This window comes from Neptunicella sp. (assembly GCF_048268085.1).
Taxonomy (GTDB): Bacteria; Pseudomonadota; Gammaproteobacteria; order Enterobacterales; family Alteromonadaceae; genus Neptunicella.
This window is the reverse complement of the sequence record NZ_JBLWWF010000016.1, coordinates 102465-122592: the sequence shown is the minus strand read 5'-3', so window position 1 is coordinate 122592 and position 20128 is coordinate 102465. Positions and strand designations below refer to the sequence as shown.

18 protein-coding genes and 1 pseudogene are annotated in these 20128 nt (G+C 41.9%); 2 read left to right on the top strand and 17 right to left on the bottom strand.

The features are described 5' to 3' along the window. The 16 genes and pseudogenes from ACTD55_RS13770 to ACTD55_RS13695 form a co-directional block, all read right to left on the bottom strand. Positions 1-461 (bottom strand): annotated as a pseudogene (locus tag ACTD55_RS13770) (hypothetical protein); the annotation flags it as partial. Between the two features lie 8 nt (positions 462-469). Continuing rightward, positions 470-4045, bottom strand: coding sequence for a motility associated factor glycosyltransferase family protein (locus tag ACTD55_RS13765; protein WP_438864913.1), 3576 nt, complete (start codon positions 4043-4045; stop codon positions 470-472). A gap of 19 nt (positions 4046-4064) precedes the next feature. Further along, positions 4065-5468, bottom strand: coding sequence for an AMP-binding protein (locus ACTD55_RS13760; RefSeq protein ID WP_438864912.1), 1404 nt, complete (start codon positions 5466-5468; stop codon positions 4065-4067). Positions 5469-5481: 13 nt separating this feature from the next. Next, positions 5482-5724, bottom strand: a complete 243-nt coding sequence (locus ACTD55_RS13755) for an acyl carrier protein (RefSeq protein WP_438864911.1) — start codon at positions 5722-5724, stop codon at positions 5482-5484. A gap of 4 nt (positions 5725-5728) precedes the next feature. Beyond that, positions 5729-6268, bottom strand: coding sequence for a GNAT family N-acetyltransferase (locus ACTD55_RS13750; protein WP_438864910.1), 540 nt, complete (start codon positions 6266-6268; stop codon positions 5729-5731). Next, complete coding sequence (pseG, locus tag ACTD55_RS13745; protein ID WP_438864909.1) at positions 6261-7295, bottom strand: UDP-2,4-diacetamido-2,4,6-trideoxy-beta-L-altropyranose hydrolase; 1035 nt, start codon at positions 7293-7295, stop codon at positions 6261-6263. The genes ACTD55_RS13750 and pseG overlap by 8 nt, the downstream gene beginning before the upstream one ends. Before the next feature lie 12 nt (positions 7296-7307). Then, entirely contained in the window at positions 7308-8375 is a 1068-nt protein-coding gene (gene pseI / locus ACTD55_RS13740; RefSeq protein WP_438864908.1) for a pseudaminic acid synthase, read from the bottom strand. Then, entirely contained in the window at positions 8362-9342 is a 981-nt protein-coding gene (locus ACTD55_RS13735; protein ID WP_438864907.1) for a glycosyltransferase family 9 protein, read from the bottom strand. Before ACTD55_RS13735 ends, pseI begins: the two co-directional genes overlap by 14 nt. Continuing rightward, positions 9342-10037, bottom strand: a complete 696-nt coding sequence (gene pseF / locus ACTD55_RS13730; protein WP_438864906.1) for a pseudaminic acid cytidylyltransferase — start codon at positions 10035-10037, stop codon at positions 9342-9344. The genes ACTD55_RS13735 and pseF overlap by 1 nt, the downstream gene beginning before the upstream one ends. Positions 10038-10067: 30 nt before the next feature. Beyond that, the gene (gene pseC / locus ACTD55_RS13725; protein WP_438864905.1) at positions 10068-11204 is read right to left on the bottom strand and encodes a UDP-4-amino-4,6-dideoxy-N-acetyl-beta-L-altrosamine transaminase; all 1137 of its coding nucleotides are present in this window, start codon (positions 11202-11204) and stop codon (positions 10068-10070) included. Continuing rightward, on the bottom strand, positions 11201-12199 hold the full coding sequence (gene pseB / locus ACTD55_RS13720) for a UDP-N-acetylglucosamine 4,6-dehydratase (inverting) (protein WP_438864904.1): 999 nt from the start codon (positions 12197-12199) through the stop codon (positions 11201-11203). The genes pseC and pseB overlap by 4 nt, the downstream gene beginning before the upstream one ends. A 208-nt stretch (positions 12200-12407) precedes the next feature. Beyond that, positions 12408-12710, bottom strand: a complete 303-nt coding sequence (locus ACTD55_RS13715) for a hypothetical protein (RefSeq protein ID WP_438864903.1) — start codon at positions 12708-12710, stop codon at positions 12408-12410. Continuing rightward, complete coding sequence (gene fliS / locus ACTD55_RS13710; RefSeq protein ID WP_438864902.1) at positions 12707-13138, bottom strand: flagellar export chaperone FliS; 432 nt, start codon at positions 13136-13138, stop codon at positions 12707-12709. Before fliS ends, ACTD55_RS13715 begins: the two co-directional genes overlap by 4 nt. A gap of 31 nt (positions 13139-13169) precedes the next feature. Continuing rightward, on the bottom strand, positions 13170-14648 hold the full coding sequence (gene fliD, locus ACTD55_RS13705) for a flagellar filament capping protein FliD (RefSeq protein WP_438864901.1): 1479 nt from the start codon (positions 14646-14648) through the stop codon (positions 13170-13172). Positions 14649-14722: 74 nt separating this feature from the next. Next, positions 14723-15145, bottom strand: a complete 423-nt coding sequence (locus ACTD55_RS13700) for a flagellar protein FlaG (protein WP_438864900.1) — start codon at positions 15143-15145, stop codon at positions 14723-14725. A gap of 111 nt (positions 15146-15256) precedes the next feature. After that, entirely contained in the window at positions 15257-16081 is an 825-nt protein-coding gene (locus ACTD55_RS13695; RefSeq protein WP_438864899.1) for a flagellin, read from the bottom strand. 393 nt (positions 16082-16474) lie between these two features. On the opposite strand from ACTD55_RS13695, the gene ettA reads away from it, so the two are divergent. Together ettA and ACTD55_RS13685 are read left to right on the top strand one after the other, a co-directional pair. Continuing rightward, a complete protein-coding gene (ettA, locus tag ACTD55_RS13690) occupies positions 16475-18142 on the top strand; it encodes an energy-dependent translational throttle protein EttA (protein ID WP_438864898.1) in 1668 nt (555 codons plus the stop codon). Between the two features lie 206 nt (positions 18143-18348). Beyond that, positions 18349-18717: a PilZ domain-containing protein gene (locus ACTD55_RS13685; RefSeq protein WP_438864897.1), complete on the top strand. Its 369-nt coding sequence runs from the start codon at positions 18349-18351 to the stop codon at positions 18715-18717. On the opposite strand, the gene radA is transcribed toward ACTD55_RS13685, so the two are convergent. Continuing rightward, complete coding sequence (gene radA, locus ACTD55_RS13680; protein WP_438864896.1) at positions 18714-20078, bottom strand: DNA repair protein RadA; 1365 nt, start codon at positions 20076-20078, stop codon at positions 18714-18716. The genes ACTD55_RS13685 and radA overlap by 4 nt on opposite strands. Between the last annotated feature and the right edge of the window lie 50 nt (positions 20079-20128).

Here is a 20128-nt window from a genome sequence, read left to right as displayed (position 1 = left end):
GCTCTGGCCGTCATTGCACTGCCAGCTTTGACGGTATTTGGCGAATCGATTAACAACATGGGGCGGCGAGATTTACCTAGCCATGATTGCAGGATTTTTACCAAAACCTGACTTTGCAGTTTAGCATTAATTGAATCAAGGTATATGCGCGATGGTGCGCCAGTGGTACCAGAGGAATTAAGCTGTTTAAAGACCTGATCATCACTAACACTTTTAAGATTTAATTCTTTAAACAAACGCACGCTGAGGGGGGGGATTTGCTCGATATGCTCAATATCATTGATGCCTAATTGGTGTAAATAGTGTTTGTATAATGAACAATGGTTACAGTGATATTCCGTAAGTGCCAATAATTCGTCACGCATATAAGTTTGTTTAATATCATCACACCAATCATACACTGGTAACGATATTCGCTGATCATCAGTTAATTCAGTTAATAATGTGTGCAACATATTCATTAGCCAGCCTAGAAAAGTGTACTCAAGTCTTTTACCAGTCGATCGCCCCGCTCTTTAGTTAAAATCGGCTGGAACAAGCTCGCTAGCTCAAGTTTTCCTGCAACATAACGTCCTCGATGACCTAATGTATTTGTTAAACAATTAGGCCATGACTCTGGATCCCTTGGTATGGCTAAATAACTAGGGAATTCAATATAACCTGTAACATCTGCAAATACGCTAGTAAGTGTATTCCCATAAAACTGTCGCACTTCAGTAATATTCTTCGTGAATACTAGCTTGGGTATAATATATGCGATATTTTTTCTATCTAAAAAATATTGTGCGTAGTAACGTATCATTTGTGGTTTAGTTTGCAACGGGACCTTGCCCGCAGCAAAATCATCTAAATGGTATTTATTTTCAATCAAGTCAATTTGGTACACAAACGTTATTCGGCACAGCCCCTTAGCTTGTTGATGAAGTACATCAACAATATGCCTATCTCTTCCTACCACAAAAACTTCGCATTCCCCATCGCTTGGCATCGTACTCAATAACAGTATAACTTTAGCGACCGCATTGCTTTCATCACTATCAAGCAATATGGCTGATGGACATTGTTGACAGTCAGATAATAGTACCCAATCAGGCTGATGCTCTGTATTAGGGAACCAGGCGATAAGCCCCTGATATATTACATCCGTAACTCCACATGCTACGGAATAATCTGAAATATAGTAATCAATAAGGGCGCGTTCTCTTTGTAACGCAAATGAAGATGATGAGTCATAAGTCTCCATCACCGATTTACAATCACTAGCGATGTTATTTAACGTGGAAATCCAAGCTTGACGAGCTTGTTCAAATGCGGTTATTTTATTTGAATGTTGGTCTGTGATTGTACTAGTCAATTTACTAAAAACAGCATTCGCATAATTGACCGTGCCGTATAGCAAATAAAATAGTAAGGACTTACCTTCCTGATAGGAAGCAAATAACATGGTTTTTTGGCTTTCAATCAAGCCTTCGGCTTCCTCGACATTATTTACCTCCATTTTCACCCGTTCAATAACTTTACTTAATTCAAAATTTAATCTTTTAGGACTGAACTTGGTTAAGAATCGCTGTAAATAGTCATGTTCCTGATTGGCTTTAACAAAAGCCTGTTGTTTGATTGAAATTAACGCGAATTTTTTTTGTTCCGTGGTGGTTGTCACCAGAATATTATCGAACCTTAATGGAATACTACCGACTATCTTTGCACCATCACTACAGTTAAAACACTCCGCCTTGGCAGATGCCAGGGACTGCTCAATAATGGTTTTGGATACCTTGAATTCATGCTTGGTAAAGACGGTTTTTCTGAAGTTTCCAGGCACCACCAAGGCAGTATTATTTTTGGCGGCATAATCATACATCTCATCGCCGTTTTGGTCGTAATAACCGGAATGTTTTGAATGATGTTGTTTGTTATCGGCAAACCCCAAATCAATGCCAATAAGATAGATTTGGTGAAAACCCATGCGGGTAAACAGGTTCATCACAAAATTGGACACGGTAGGAAAAGCAAATTTCAGTTTTTCAAACTTATCCTCACCTAATATTTTTAATGCAGAAACTGTTGACGATTCCCCCTCTTTAAAAGCGACATAAACATCTTTAAATAAACCGCAGGTTTCGGGATGGATCCCATTACACGAAACAAGACTGATTTGTTTTAAATATTTAAGATCGCCAATCCGGCAAGACCAATCAAAAGTCGCTCTATTTTGTTCTATTTCGGCATGAAAATCCGGCACAATTCCATTTTTATGCAGCACTTGTAATGACGTTCCACAAGACACGACAATAACGCGATCTTGCCACTCTTTAATTGCCTCAATCGCAGAGTCCAGTGAAGGCCCATTCCCTATCATAAAGATAGGAACACTTTTATTTTCAAATGTTAATTTATGAGCCGGTTTACTGACTAAAAGTGGGTAATTTTGGTTAATCACTGCAGTTGTATGAGCAATACCATAACGCGCATGGTCGTAATACTCGCCCATTGAAATCACCACCTGAAGTTGCTCCCTTAATTGAGCAATGGCGTGAACTAAATTGGAGTTAAAATAACTCTGATAAAAATAAGTATTGGTCAAAATATAAGGACCAATAGAGTAGAACTGATTTAACAAGTCACGAAAAAGATTAGTACCATCATCACCGATATTGATATAGATGCGCGCGCCAGTTTCATCCACCGTTTTTAAAATGCTTGCCCAATCAATCGCATATAAGGATGCATAAAAAAAGTCTCGATTTGGCTCACATAAAAACAGTTTTTCAACCTTGTACTGGGAAAACAAATGCTCAATCTGATACCCAGCACCAATCCCAAACATAATTAAGGCTTTTAATGTGTCAGGCAACAACCCTTGCTCTTCTTCAACTTCGTTTAATAACTCTTCAGTTTGGGCAACAAAACGGTAATGAGTATAATGCCTTAGCTTGGTCCCTTTATAACCTAACACCAGACCATCTTTATTAGGTTGCTCACTAAAATTATCAAAATTCAAAATGCATTCATGTTGAGGATTATCACCATACCAGGTTTGCAAAGAGTCCATCTTTACAATATTTACCATCCCATTCGGGCTTTTCATTGGCCGCCAGGCTTTTGGCTGATAGTCGCTAAACTCCTTATAAATACGAGGAAAGTAACTTTCAAATGCCTGCATATTTTGTTTAAACAGGGCGTCATCAGCTGGATCTACATCTTGATATTGTGTCAACTCCACAGCAGGAGTCCAAATAGGTAAATAGTCCTGATATTGATGGCCTAATGTGTAACTGATCCCATCCTTTTGAATACTAGCCCAGGATTTTAGTTGTAACTCTTTTGTAATCGAGCTAAAAACAGGATGATTGTAATGCTGATAATAGTAGAAACCTTTAGCCGAAAAATGCTCTGCCAGTTCTTGCATATCCTCAACTAAATTACGCCCATCTTTTTCTAATTGTAGATAGATTGCGGTGCCTTTAGCTTGAGCATCAGACAGTATTTTCTCCCAATCGGTGGCAAGAGCCGAGCATTGAAAATATTGTAATTCAGGCTCATAAATCACTAAATGTTTAATATGGTGTTGTTCGATCAACAATTGAATGTGTTTACCCAATGCCAAACCAAAAACGACCAACACATCAACATTTGCAGGTAAAGGCTGACTTTGTTGTCTGGCATGATAAACATTCGAATTTTTGAGCGCAGATAAAGATTGCTTATCCAAGGTTAAAACCGGTGTCGATTGCATTAAATCCATATAAGGGCAATGTTCAGTGATATGGTTAAACTGTTGAACAATTTCCGCATCCGGCTCCAATCCGTAAAAAGTTCGCCCGACACCATAATCGACGATATTAGTTTGCCCATATTTATTACAAAACAATGCGACATTTTTAGTTCGAATTTCTTTTATATAAGGCAATAGTGAAGGAATATATTGACGAAAGGCACGTAAATTAGCCTGATAGGTCGGTTGAATACGTTCAGACAAACGTAATTCCAGTTCAGACTGGTGCTCTTCATTTTTATCAAGGTGCAGGCGTATATTTTTTAACATCTATTTATTCTGTCCATTTTCACTGTTCAGCAAACCACTGTTGTAACGTTGCATAATCCCGTTTGCCGGATGCGGTCAAGGGTAACATATCAAATTCAGCGATCTGTATAACCGATGGATGCAGGCTCAATTGTTGACTCAACATTTGCTGAATGGCTGGAATATCGTTAGGTTGCTGAGTACTTTTTTGTAAACCAACTTGCAGCTTATAGTCATTACCCACAACCGCCGCAGTCCATTGGTTATCGGCCAATAGCACTTCGACTTCATCTAAATTCAGTCGCACTCCAAAAGGTTTAATAAAACGTTTTAGACGGCCACTAATAAAATAATCTCCGTTAGTATCGCGATAGGCCAGATCTCCGGTCAACAAATAATCCAACTGACTAAATGTAGCTAAATCGGATTTGCCCTCGGTATAACCCAACATAATATTTGCGCCTCGGTAAACCAGCTCTCCGGCTTGTCCATCTGTGCACAGAGCGATCCCCTGCTCATCATGTAATAAAAATTCACCACCGGGAATCGCTTGTCCAATAGAGTCAGGCTTCGATAGCGGGTCGGCATTAAACGCCATTCTCGCAGTAGCTTCGGTTTGCCCATACATGACAAAAAATTGCTTATTTTGCTGTTGGGCATACTGGGCTAATGCCGTTACTTTTTCTGGACTCAACTTGCCACCGGCCTGGGTAAAATAACGTAAATGTGGCAATGCTTTTTGAGTAAAGCGTAACCTTAACAACATTTCATAACTGTATGGAACACCGGCAAAACTATTAATTTGTTGCTGTTCAAACAGATCCCAAAATTCACGACTAATCAGGCTGTGTTCGGTCAACACAATAGTCGCCCCCATTAATAGATGACTATTAATCACCGACAACCCATAGGAATAAAACGGCGCTAATGTCGTTATGGTTTTATCGCTGCCAAGAATGGGAAGAGTTTGACAAATGGCACTGGCGTTACTGTGCAAATTGGTTGCTGATAATGCCACTTGCTTGGGTGAACCCGTTGATCCTGAAGTAGACAGCAACAATGCCAGCTTATCGTCAAAATGGTGCTGATTATGACTGATATGTTGAATATGACTGCCGTTCATTAACCAGTTAGGTGAATAACGCTGGATAAGGTGTTGGAGATGCGTATCGCTAATTTGTTTATTCACCAGCAATAACGGATGACGGGCCTGCAAACAGGCCAGATAAACCAGCATGGTGGCAATGGTATTGTCTGCCTGCAGTAATATTAGCTGTCGGTTTGACGGTAATTGCTGTTTAAATTGATCTATTTCCTGCTGTAACGCAGCATAGGACAGATGTCTAATTCCGTTGTTTAAGTCACCTGAAACAGTATCACCACTTTCACCGTTTTCAATAAAGGCAATCTTATCGCCAAACTGGCACAAGTCGGAAAAAAACAAAGGACTCTATCCTTTAGTCGAAACGAATAGCATGTTTAGTTAAGATCTCTTTTGCTTTCGTCACCGAGCTCATATCGATAATGTCATCGGTATCCAGCATCACCTCAAACTGGTTTTCCAATTCAGCGATCAAAATCATATGCGCGGTAGAGTCCCATTGAGGAATGCTATTGTAGGCTAATTCATCGCTAACACTGCTGAGTTCAATACCTAATCCGTTGGCAAACGCCTGATATAACTGTTCGGTGGTTGTCATGTTTTTACCTTGATAAAAGATTCTTTAACTTATGGCTCGCTTGCTGATAATCCCCTGCTGTCAGGGTAATTTCCACCAATTCGGCCTGTTTTTGTATTTTATAACCCAATTTTTGATTGTAATTAAGCGCCGCTTGATTAGTTTGCTTAACCACCGCATGCAGTTGTTTCACCTTTAATTGGTCAAAACAATAATCGTTAATCAGTAAGGTGGGAGCAAAGGCGAGTAAATTACCTCGATAACGCTCATCGGCTATATATAATCCTGGTTCTATGGTCGTGGCATTATGCAACGTTTGCCCCTGATAGATCGCTTTGATGTTAGCGCTACCAATAGGCTGATTTTTATAATAAATCATCCAGTGATACTGCGAATCATCCCGTTGTATTTTTTTAAACCAGGCAAGCTGTTGTTCGGCACTAATCAATTCCTGCGACAACATAAATTGACTCACTTGTGGATCATTACGCCAGTTCCTGAGTAATTCCAAATCCTGCTGTTTTATCGCTTTAAGCTCAACGTTATAGCCAACTAAATCAATCATCCACCAGCATCCGCTCAATAGCATCCAGCAAGTTGTCAGCCCCCTCATCGCGACTAGACAGTTGTTGGGCGTGCTTATGCATGGATTGCAAACGATTACCGTCATGCCATAAATCAACCATTTGGTTGACAATAGCATCAGTCTCAATTTGCCCCGCGCAATCGACTATTTCACACCAACCTTGCTGCGCAGCCAATTCCGTTGCGCTTCGCTGATTTTCAGCCACTATCAATAAAATAGCAGGCGTATGACAGGCTAATAGTTCAAATTGACTGCCGCCTGCAGCTGATACCACCAAGCGTGAATAGCTCATCATTTCCGCCATCTGCTGACAGTTGTGAATATGTTGTATTGACTGAGTGGAACGACGTATATACGTCTGCAAGGACTCTAGATAAGGATAGGCGGCCCCGGTAATCACCCGAACTGGAATATCCTTTGCTTTGACCTGTAACCCTTGCAAAATAGGCAACGTCAAATTAAGGGTGTCACTACCGCCCAACATAATAGTTAAAGAGTGTCGCTGCGACCATGTCACAGGAGGCTGAAGATAAAATTCCTGGCGCAAAATCCGGTAACCACTACCTAAACAATGAATTGCCTGTGCCGCCGTTTCGGCATAATTTAACTGGCTTGCATGATCAGCGCTATTTATAACCATGTCTGCGTACAATTGACCTGAGTTATTATTGTCATCAAATAGCACTAATTTATTCACACTTTGGTGCAGTTTTTGCCGATAATCGTTGCTAAATTGATAGCCATCCAACACCACAAAATCCCATTCTGATAAACCACAATGTTGAGCTAACCAATCAATTTCAGTATCACTACTGATGTCATCAGGAATGAGTATTATTTGTCCAATCCAGTCATGTCGATCACGAGCAATGGCAATCGCCTGTTGGCGCAAGCTAAACACCGTATCAATTTGTTGCGAACCAAGCAGTTGCGCCAACGCCTGACAACGCATTAAGTGGCCAATCCCCATGTGACTATCGGCATCAACCCGAAACAATACCTTCATAGAACGGACAACCTACTCAATTCCGGCCGACTCAATTAACGACCAGTCAAGTGGCGTACCTTTAGCTAAATCCTGTTTAGCTACGCAGTTTTGTACACTGTGCCAATGTTTGGGGGCTAGCCCAAAAGCAGGCCGAACAATACGTAAATTATGCGGTCCTAAAGCGTCACCGGCTTTAATATTGTCGCTGACATAAATTGAACGACGATATTGTTTGGACTTTTCTTCTGCCACTGTGCCGCCGTACACAACGCTTCCCATCGCTTGCCAAGCTCGTTCGGTTTCGCTGACTAACAGTGCCAATTCATTCGGCTCTAGAGAAAACTCGGCATCCACCCCACCGGCATGACGATCCAGTACAAAGTGTTTTTCAATGACCGTCGCTCCTAACGCAACAGCAGCGACTGACACTCCCACACCAGCAGTGTGATCAGATAACCCGACCTGACAACCAAAAGCATCGCGCATATTGGCGATGGTATGCAGATTGGTATTAGTAGCTTGCGCAGGATAAGTGCTAGTACACTTTAATAAAATGATCTCTTCACAACCGGCCTGTTTAGCCGTTGCTACCGCCTGTTCTATTTCACTCACACTGGCCATGCCGGTAGACATAATTAAAGGCTTCCCCTGACTAGCGGCTTTGGCAATTAATGGTAAGTCGGTTAATTCGAATGACGCTATCTTGTAACAGGGCACATCCAGCTCGGCCAGAAAATCCACTGCTTGTTCATCAAAAGGCGAGCTAAAGGCCAACATACCTAATTCGCGTGCTTTGTTAAACAATATGGGGTGCCATTCATAAGGCGTAGCCGCTTTTTGATATAAGGCATGTAAGGACTCACCGTGCCATAAGCTATCTTGCTCTTCAATTACAAAACCTTTGCTTTGTACATCCAAGGTCATGCTATCGGCAGTATAGGTTTGCAATTTAATCGCATCGGCTCCAGCAACAGCAGCAGCTTCAACCATTTTAACTGCTAGATCCAGTTGCTGGCTGTGGTTACCACTGAGTTCGGCAATGATAAAAGGTTTATGTTCACGACCAATTAACCGGCCAGCAATATTAATGTTCTTCATTGGCCTGCTCGGCAAAAATTGATTCAATACTTTCTAACATAGCCTCTGGAGCGATGGCTGTAGTGGTTTGATCAGTAGCGTAATCTGGCATTAAGGTTCTAGGATCCACATCCCCACAAATGACCAAGCTTGGACATCCTACCGTTGCGGCCAACCATTGCGGTGCCGAAGGAGCCGTTACTAACAAATGACTGGACTTTAGCTGTGCCAATGTTTGACGCATGGAAACACGACCATCAAAGCCCGTCCAAACATGAAACCCTGCTTGTTCAAGCAACGTTTTAAGTTTATCTCCATGGGGATAATGCCGCTCGGCAGTGCGTGCATGGGGCGCCAATGCAATGACCTTTTTCTTTTTGGCTATTTTTTTAAGCTGATGATCGGCTTTAACGTCAATCTGCCAATTCATCTCTAATTGATCAAAGCTACAACAGCTACGTAAATAAAATTCAGGATATCCATTATCTGGCAAGAAAGCACTTTCCCACCACGGAGTATGCCAGCGAGACATGCCCATAAAGCTGCTATCCATATAAGCCGCTGGATCATTAACGTATTCGGGTTTTAAGGTTTGATTCTGAAATTGTTCAATTAAATCCTGTACCGAGATATTCATGACATTACCGAGCACCGGTTCACCGGCATCTTTAAGGAAGCGACTCATAAAACAGGGCATAAACCAGGTATCTAAGTTAACAATCTGATCATATCCCACCCCCACAATATCTTCGGCTAAACCGAGAAAAGCTTCCATGGCAGGAACAATATTTTCTGGCCACTGTTCTAAGGCCAGAACCTCAACATCAGGTTCGGCTAAACGAATAATGTCCTGCCCGGCCGCAAAAGTAAGGAAACTAATTTTGGCGTCGGGAAAACGCTGTTTAAAATAACGAATCGCGGGAATGCCGATACAGGTGACATCACCCAACCCTAACATCCTGATCAGCAGTATTTGTTTAACTTGCATTAATTACGCTCTCGTATATAGGCTTGGTACATTAATTCGGCGCGTTGCCAATCTTCTTCGGTGTCAATATCCTGAACCAAGTGACGGGGTAACACAACTGGAATGCTGTACTCAGAGAATATCCGTTTAGAGGACAAATAATCCTCAGTCCGTCCCCAATAAAACTGGCCAGCATCGTGATATGCCTCTTCTAAATCTTGTGAACGCTTGGCGATATTATCCGGATAGATAGGTTCGACTCCGTGATTTTTTAGCCGCAACGAACGCTGGATAGGAAAAGCATAGCTGGTAACAGCAAAGGCAAAGGCTTTATCTGTTTGTTGCTGAAGTTGCTCAAATCCCTGAATCAAATAATCGCTGTGTAAAAAAGGCGCAGTCGCGTAAATACAACAACAGAAGCTGGGATCAAAAAAGTGCTCTCGACAATATTCGATGCCATGATTTGTCACCGGCCGCGTTCCGGTCTGATCATCAGATAAATCAGACGGTCTAAAAAAGGGTACCTCGGCACCATATTGTAGAGCCACTTCTGCAATCTTTTGACTGTCGGTAGACACTATAATTTTATCAAACAAACCGCTTTGCTGAGCAGCCTGAATCGAATACGCAATTAGCGGTTTACCGGCAAACTGACGAATATTTTTAAACGGAATACGTTTGCTACCGCCACGAGCCGGAATAATAGCCAAATTCAATGGATGATTTCCTTTAATAGATGACTTTGTTTAACTCAAAATTGTGATGAGTGTATTAATTACCCTATCTTGATCATCGACACTTAACGTAGGGAATAACGGCAAAGTTAATGCATTTTTATAAAAATGCTCGGCAACGGGAAAATCTCCCGCTTTAAAGCCCAAGCGTTGATAATAAGGTTGCAAATGAATTGGAATATAATGCACATTGACTCCAACGCCCTGTTGCTGAAGCTGCTGGTACACAGCACTTCTGTCATGTTTCCGCAATTCAATACTATACAGATGCCAGGCACTTTGTGATGCTTCTGACTGGGTTGGCAATATGACGGGTAAATCATTCAGTTTGTGGTTATACCGATTAACCCTTTGTTGACGTTTACTCACAAACTCGTCCAGCTTTGCTAACTGACTAATACCCAATACTGCATGCAAATCACTTAAACGATAATTAAAACCCAGTTCAATTTGTTCGTAGTACCAATTACCGGGAGACGGGTTTTCCATTAACTCAGGATCACGGGTAATACCGTGTTTGGCAAATAAAACCAAGCGTTGATGAAGTTCAGCGTTATTAGTGGTAACCGCACCACCTTCGGCGGTCGTTATCGACTTAACCGGATGAAAGCTCAGTACCGTCATATCGGAATATTGGCAACTACCAATGGGCCGGCCCTGATAAGTTCCTCCCAGCGCATGGCTGGCATCTTCAATGATGGCAAAACCATATTGGACTGAAAGTTGTTTTATTGCCTGCATATCACAGCTGATACCAGCATAATGTACCACGATAACCGCTTTAGGGATGATAGATGCTTGGGCCAGTTTATCGGCTAATTTTTGTGGACATAGATTACGGCTAACCGCCTCAATATCAACAAAATCAATACTTGCACCGCAGTACAGCGCGCAGTTGGCTGAGGCCACAAAAGATAAAGGCGACGTCCAAACGTGGTCACCTTTCGTAACACCTAATGCTAAACACGCGATGTGTAACGCAGAGGTACCGCTATTAACCGCAACGCAATATTGGCTGGCACAATAGTGATTCAATGCCTGTTCAAAACGAGGAACTTGTTGTCCCTGGGTCAAGAATTGATGCTGTAATACATCAACAACTGCATCAATATCATCTTGGCCAATAACATGCCTACCGTAAGGGATCATAGCGAGCCGGCATTCAACTGTTTAAGTTCTTCAACGGTCAGAAAGTGAGGATTAGTACCCGAGTGATACTCAAACTTATCAGCTACAGCACGCCCTTCTTCGCCCAACTTGTTTTTGTTGTATTTAATATTTTTGTCAAAAAAGATGATCGCTGGGGCAATAACAAAATGATCATCAAACTCAAAGGAGTGATGGGCCACTTCTTCCGGAACCATGATTTCATGGATTTTTTCACCGGGACGAATCCCAATAATTTCATATTCACGATGACCGGACATCGATTCAACCAAATCAATAATTTGTACCGACGGGATCTTGGGAACAAAAATTTCACCGCCATACATACGCTGAAAGTTTTTGATAACGAACTCAACACCTTTATCTAACGTAATCCAGAAGCGTGTCATATCTTTATGGGTAACGGGCAGTTTTCGCGTCCCTGCGGCAAGTAGTTCCTCGAAATAAGGCACCACAGACCCTCGCGAGCCGACCACATTGCCATAACGTACCACTGCAAATCGGGTGCCTTTTGCACCAGAAATGTTATTCGCGGCCACAAACAATTTGTCCGAAGCCAATTTAGTGGCTCCGTATAAATTAACCGGGTTGGCGGCTTTGTCGGTTGATAGGGCAATGACTCGACTAACGTTCGATTCAATACAAGCCTCAATCACGTTTTGAGCGCCCATGATATTAGTCTTAATGCACTCCATGGGATTATATTCAGCCGCAGGCACTTGTTTAAGCGCAGCCGCATGAATGACATAGTCCACATCACGCATGGCTGTTTTTAAACGATGTTTGTCCCGCACATCCCCTAAAAAATAACGCATGCAGGGTGCATTAAACTTCTTTTGCATATCGAACTGTTTTAGTTCATCACGGGAATAAACAATGAGTTTTTTGGGTTTGTAATCTTTAAGCACACGGGCAATAAATTTTTGCCCAAAAGAACCTGTTCCGCCGGTGATTAATATTGTTTTAGAATCAAACATACTTTTGATCTTCTTATAATTAACAGTTAGGCAATTGCTTAGTTTAATTTTGTACCATGAATATAGCGTCAATAAAACATCACGACACAGTTCCTGACAGAATAAGGCATAAACTATGCCAATATCTATTACTAATATGCTTGCTCAATCAGATTGATTGCTCAGAAAGGTGCTATTAAACCATCTTTTTACTGGTTACACAGGTTAACTATTTATATTTTTTAATAGCTTTACGATGACGCATCAGTTTGGATAATTGGTCTTCAGTTTGATCAAAAAGAGAACTGATGTGAGATTGGAGCCATTCATTATTGACTAACTCGGATTGGCTGAACAGTTGTTTTTGTTCGGGGTTAAGCTTATCTAATTGATCAAGGATAAGCTTATCCCGGACAGTCACCAACTCGAATAATTCCGTATGCTTAAGTACTTCGTCTTTAAGCAAGGTTTTGATTTGCTGAAAGTTATCATCAATTTCAGGTGTCGAAAAATCAGCTTCTAAATGACTCACACAATCGCTTGTTGGTTTTGACGTTGTAACACGTAGGCTTCCTGTTTTGCTGCTTCTGGAATTTGTGCCCAAGCCGTCTTAATGGGTAACATCAGATTAATCACTTCATCCATAATCTTCAAGCTATTCTGTACGTTGGCATCAGTGACTCGCTGAAGCATATAGTCATAGAGGGAGAATAGATTATCAGAAATTTCTCCTCCTGCTTTCATATCAAGGCTATCACGCAGACTCACCAGAATAGAGGTTACACGAGACAAGTTATCCGCTTTGGCAGCATAATCCTTGCGTTCCATATTGCCTTTTGCATAAGCCAATCTATCCAATACACCCTGCATCAACATCAGTGTAATCTTATGTGGATCGGCATTGGCAATTTCCTGTTTAATATTGCCTTTTTTATATGCGTTGATCCCCTTTAATGCCATGACAATTACCTCTTAAATGATTATCGATGAATTAATTATTACCCAGAGCAGCCATTAAAGCTGAACCTGTACTATTGAGTTGTGCCACTGTTTTATCAAGATTTTGATACTTGCTACGCAATAAGTCTTCATAATTGGTCATTTGTAATTCCAGACGCTCACGTTCATCTAAAATTGACTCTTTTTGATCTTTATATGCCTGCTCTCTGGTGCGCAATAATCCACCGAAAGTCGTGTATTCATAAGTGAAATCATACAACTTGGATGCGACACCATTATCACCGGTAAACAGATTAGAAATTTCATCGAAATTATCTTCCAGTGCTGCGGCTAATTTGTCTTCACCACTTTCCTGTCCATACTCATCTATATCACTAATTTTCAGCTTGTTTTTGTCATCAAAAGAAATACCGAGCTGGAACAGCGATCCTAATCCTGATTCAGGCACAAAAGACGAAACAATATTGGCTAAACTGGATTGAATGTTGCGTGCCATAAAGTCCCCAGCTAACGCACCATCGTCTTCCAGTTCAGATTGACCGTACTTGGTTAGAGTATTAATTTCAGACATTAAAGAGTTGTAATTATCCACAAAATCACGAATTTTTTTCTCTACCCCTTTGGTATCATAACCAATCTCGAGAGAAGACGTCATAGGATCACCTAGTACGTCCAACGTCGATAATTCACTGACTTCAAATGAAACATTTTCCAGCACATTTTCAAATTCATTAGTGGAACTTTCAGCGACAATGCCATCGATTGTCACTTGAGCATTTTGTGCCGATTTGACAGGTGTCAGGTGACTTGTCAATCCATCCGAACTTTCCGTAGAGACTCGGTTTAAATCAGCCAAATCATTATCGTTAACAATTTTTAAATCATTTCCGGTACCGGTTATTGTTGAAGAAAAAACCAGTTTTGCCCCGCCATCAGCCGTGCCGGTATTAATAATACTGGCATTCACCCCAAAATTATTTTCGTTGCTGTTTATTTTGGCGCGTAACTGTTCCAGCGTCATTCCAGCCTTAACATTAATGCTAAAAGAATCACCCGTTCCATCTATTTTAAAGGTTAGTGAGCCGCTACCGGAGTTTAATACGGTCGATTTTGAGCTGGCAAAGCCTGCCGTTGGATCATTTGGATCAAGTAAGTTTGGGTTTCCCGTTTCAACCCGACTGCCACTGGCCAATTTGGTAACCGCAATTTTATATTCACCTGCAGGGGCGGAATTTGAAGCTTCTGCAGTAAAAGGTTCTAGCGTGTCGCTAGGATGAGATGCCAAGGCTTCACGACCACGAAGTTCATAGTCAAAACGCAAATCATCAACAGATTTTTTAAAATCATCCATTTTCGATTTCAGCTTACCAATTCCGGATAACTGTGTTTCGACTGTTTTCTCACGTGCATCTAAGCGAGCTGTTTTAGGCTTACGTTCGGCATCCAGTAACTGGGTCACCAGATCATCGAGCGCTAGCCCTGAACCCACACCTAATGATTGAATAGCCATGATAAACCTCTTACGTAATGCCTTGACATTCTCTTATTTAAGTTAGTGTACCAAAACACAAGCATACGCATTAATTACGCTTGCTTGTTGAATAATACACCGACAGCAGCACCCACATCAGATTGTAGATCTTTGATTTTTGCTGCTAATTTCAGCACTTCATCGGACGGTAACTGGCGGATCACATCGCCGGTATCCGAATCTGTTACTTTAACCACCGAACGGTTACTTTTTTCATCAATAGAAAAATTTAACTGCCTGCTTTGCGACTGAACGAAATCATTCACTTCAGCGACAGCAGTTTCAACTTCCTTTACTGACGATTTATCGGCTGTTTGTTCGACAACTTTACCTTTTTCACTATCAATTGCAGGTTGAGTTGACGTGCTTTCTGCCTGAGCAGATTGCTGCTCCGATGTAACCGGCGGTTGTTTGAGTTGTTGGGCAATATTGCTGTTAGCAAATGATTGCCCTACTTGTGAAAAATCAATATCCATCTTCCACCTCTTATAACAATCAAAAAAGCGCGGCTACTTAATAGTCAATAATAGTAAATGTAACTATCTCATTCACGCATCATTTTAGTGACTATAGTAGCCCACCTTGTATTAACCTAACAACGTTAACGCGGCTTGTGGTCGCTGATTAGCCTGACTCAGTACTGAAATACTGGCCTGTTGGATAATCTGGTTACGTGTTAGTTCAGCCGTTTCGGTGGCAAAATCCGTATCACGAATTCGTGAACGAGCACCGGAAATATTCTCTGAAATGTTACTCAGGTTACGAATAGTCGAAGCAAAACGGTTTTGTAATGCCCCCAAATCAGCACGAGCACCACCAATAGTCGATAATGCATTATCGATACTGGTTAAGGCCGCCGACGCTTCTGCCACAGTTTTAACAGATACATCACCAACACTTAATCCTGATGTACCGTAGCCACCAGCACGAGATAGATTGACTGAAATGGTTTGTCCGGCATTGGCACCAACCAAAAATGCTGCAGAGAATGTTCCTTTAAGTAAATCAACACCACCAAATTGGGTATTTTGGCCAATTCGACTGATTTCACTTTTCAATGCAGACACTTCTTTTTGCAGAGCAGTCCGATCCGCAGAGGTATTAATACCATTTTGTGCCTGTACCGCCAATTGGCGAATACGTTGCAACGAACTGGTAATTTCTCCCATCGCACCTTCTGCGGTTTGCACCACAGAGATACCGTCATTGGCATTACGAGCTGCTTGATCCAAGCCCATAATTTGTGACGTCATTCGATCGGAAATTTGCAAACCAGCAGCATCATCTGCCGCCCGATTGATACGAAAGCCTGAAGATAGTCGTTCAAACGACGTCGACAATGCTTGTCCAGAATTAAACAGCTGACGCTGTGCATTCAATGAAGATATATTTGTATTAACATATAAACCCATAGTTATTACCTCCTGAAAACATTTCTGAGTACCCTCATACCCAGAACTGTTCGCCTAATTTCAACTCTTGCGAGTTGCCTCAAAAACGGGTTTTAGTACCTCTACCAAAACCCCAAAATCCTATAAATAGAATTTCCCTCAGCTATAGTTATCGGCAGTATCATTAAAGACTTTAGTTTTATTTTTAATTTATTTTAAATAATAATTACTTTAAAAACATAAGGTTAGGTCATACACAAAAAAATAAATAAAAAATAATTAATTATTTTTTTAGAACGAAACATCCTACCTAACAGATAAATTCATCGCTTTTTGTCAGGCCATACTGATGGTAAAATTCGCTGCATAATCTATCCGCGTATATCAATCAGCGTTTTTACAGGATCAAAGCACATGTCCCAGTACGTCTATACCATGTCCCGAGTGGGCAAAATTGTTCCACCTAAAACTCAAATACTAAAAGATATTTCCTTGTGCTTTTTCCCAGGTGCCAAAATTGGCGTTTTGGGGCTAAATGGCTCAGGTAAATCAACGTTACTGCGTATCATGGCAGGCATTGATACCGACATAGAAGGTGAAGCAAGAGCCCAACCCGGTTTAAAAATTGGTTACTTACCTCAAGAACCTCAGTTGGATCACGATAAAGATGTACGTGGCAATATTGAAATGGCGGTAGCCGATGTCGCCCATGCCTTAAAACGTTTAGACGAAATTTATGCGGCTTATGCCGAACCCGATGCTGATTTTGACGCGTTGGCAAAAGAACAAGGTGAAATGGAAGGGATCATTCAAGCCAAAGATGGTCACAACCTGGAAAATGCCTTGGAGCGTGCAGCTGATGCATTGCGTTTACCACCGTGGGATGCCGATGTCAGCACCTTATCAGGGGGAGAACGTCGTCGTGTTGCTTTATGCCGGTTATTATTGGAAAAACCGGACATGCTACTTTTGGATGAACCCACCAACCATTTAGATGCAGAATCAGTTGCCTGGTTGGAACGCTTTTTACACGATTATGAAGGCACCGTAGTAGCGATTACCCACGATAGATATTTCCTCGACAACGTCGCGGGCTGGATCCTGGAACTGGATCGTGGTCATGGAATTCCATGGGAAGGTAACTATTCTTCATGGCTAGAACAAAAAGATCAGCGCTTAAAGCAAGAAGAAAGGACCGAAAGTGCCCGCCAAAAATCGATTCAACAAGAGTTAGATTGGGTACGCAGCAATCCTAAAGGCCGTCAAGCTAAAAGCAAAGCCCGTATGGCACGCTTTGAAGAGCTCAACAGCAATGACTTCCAGCGCCGCAACGAAACCAACGAGCTTTACATACCCGTCGGTGAACGATTGGGCGAGCAAGTAATTGAAGTGAAAAACTTGCGTAAGTCCTATGGTGACAGATTACTGATTGACGACTTATCGTTTGCCATGCCCAAAGGCGCCATAGTCGGCATTATCGGCCCGAACGGGGCAGGTAAATCAACCTTGTTTAGAATGTTATCAGAGATAGAACAACCGGATAGTGGTGAAATTATCATTGGGGATACGGTGCAATTAGCCAGTGTCGATCAATTCCGTGATGATATGAACGAAAACAATACTGTCTGGCAAGAGGTATCAGACGGACTCGATTTAATCCGTATCGGCAATACTGAATTAAATAGTCGCGCCTATTTAAGTCGTTTTAACTTTCGTGGCAACGATCAGCAAAAGTTTATTAAAGATCTTTCTGGTGGCGAACGTAACCGGGTTCACCTGGCCAAATTACTCAAAGCCGGCGGCAATGTATTGTTGCTCGATGAACCAACCAACGATCTGGATGTTGAAACCCTGCGTGCCCTGGAAAATGCGTTACTTGCCTTCCCTGGTTGCGCCATGGTTATTTCACATGACCGGTGGTTCCTCGACCGCGTTGCCACACACATTCTAGATTATCGTGATGAAGGGAAAATTAATTTCTATGAAGGTAACTACAATGAATACGAAACGTGGCTGAAACAGAACTTTGGACAGGATGTAGTTGAACCTCACCGTCTTAAATATAAAAAAATGAGCAAGTAGCCATCAATACCATGGGAATGTTTAAACTTGATGAAATAAACATTCCCTTGTTGATGGATTCTTTAACCAACAACGCTATGCTTAGTGCTAGAAACACAATGAAATCTAGTCATATATAAGTCTGTTTGCCCATTTTGTTTGTAACAAAAGAGACTGAAACAAAAATAAAATTAAACAGATCGGTATTCAACCTAAGGCATAAATGAATGGATAATAGACGATTTACGCGTATTGCTTTTTCAGCCCCGGTACTACTACGTCAAGGAAGTCACTCATGGCAAAGTGAGTTAATAGATTTATCCTTGCATGGGGTACTCCTTTCTCGGCCTATCGAGTTTGAAGCCAATCTAGATAAGGATTTTACGATTTCATTTGAACTGGAAGGACTACCTAACGCAATTATATTGATTGGCAAAATCAGCCACATCAATGATGACGCAATAGGTATCCAAGCTGAATTGATTGATATTGACAGCATCAGTGAGTTGCGACGTTTGGTTGAACTGAATATGGGCGACGATGCATTATTAAATCGTAATTTTAATAATCTGTGTCACATATCCACCTCTAACTAAATTGCTTCGAGAGCCTCACTCAAACGTTTTACACCAATAACCTGCATACCCGCGACGGCCTGCTTGGGTTTATTCGCAAACGGTACAATAGCTTTTTTAAACCCATGTTTCGCGGCTTCGGTTAAACGTTCGGTCCCATTGGGCACCGGGCGTATTTCACCCGCCAACCCAACTTCACCAAATACAATTAATTCCTGCGCTAACACCTGGTTTTTAAAGCTGGATATCATCGCTAATAGTAACGCCAGGTCTGCACCGGTTTCAGATACTTTGACCCCGCCCACTACGTTAGCAAAGACATCCTGATCATTCATTTGAACATTACCATGACGATGCATAATGGCTAATAACATTGACAAGCGATTCTGTTCCAACCCCACAGCGATTCGACGAGGATTGGCCATCTGGGAATAATCCACCAATGCCTGTATTTCGACTAGTAGTGGTCGAGTACCTTCCCATGTGACCATCACCACGGAACCGGGAGATGGTTGTTCATCCCGACTCAAAAATATCGCCGATGGATTTTTAACTTCTTTTAAACCACCACCGGTCATGGCGAAAACACCTAACTCATTGACCGCTCCAAATCGATTTTTCTGGCCGCGTAAAGTGCGATAACGACTATCACTCTCTCCTTCGAGCATCATCGAACAATCAATACAATGCTCTAAAACTTTTGGCCCGGCCAAGCTTCCGTCTTTTGTCACATGCCCCACCAAGAACATGGCAATATGATTTTGCTTGGCAAAACGTGTCAGGTAAGCGGCACTCTCACGTACCTGCGACACACTGCCTGGAGCCGATTGCACATCGGCTACGTGCATCACTTGAATGGAGTCAATCACCATAATTTTGGGCTTAACTTGTAAAGCAATATCACAAATTGTTTCGATATTAGTTTCTGCCAGCAATTGTAACTGATCAGTGGGTAAACCTAACCGGCTGGCACGCAATGCAACCTGTTGCAGTGATTCTTCCCCGGTCACGTACAAGGCAGCCTGCTCAGTCGCCAGAAAGCACATCGTTTGCAGCAGTAAGGTACTTTTCCCCGCCCCCGGTGATCCACCGATCAACATTGCGGCTCCAGGAACGATACCTCCACCTAAAACCCGATCAAGCTCTTTAAACCCCGAACTAAAACGAGGTAATGCTTGTAAATCAATCTTATTCAGCGTTTGGACTTCGGCCTTTGTCTGCCCGGCATAGCCCATACGTGGGCCTGTCGCTTTAGCGCTGGCAGGACTGACCACAAACTCAGTGATCGTATTCCATGCATTACAATCACCACATTGCCCCTGCCAACGGGGATATTCTGCGCCGCAGTCTGAACAAACATAGGCGGTTTTACGTTTTGCCATAAAATGATACTTGTGTTGAGAGTCTGTTACGTTATTACAAGGATTCTACC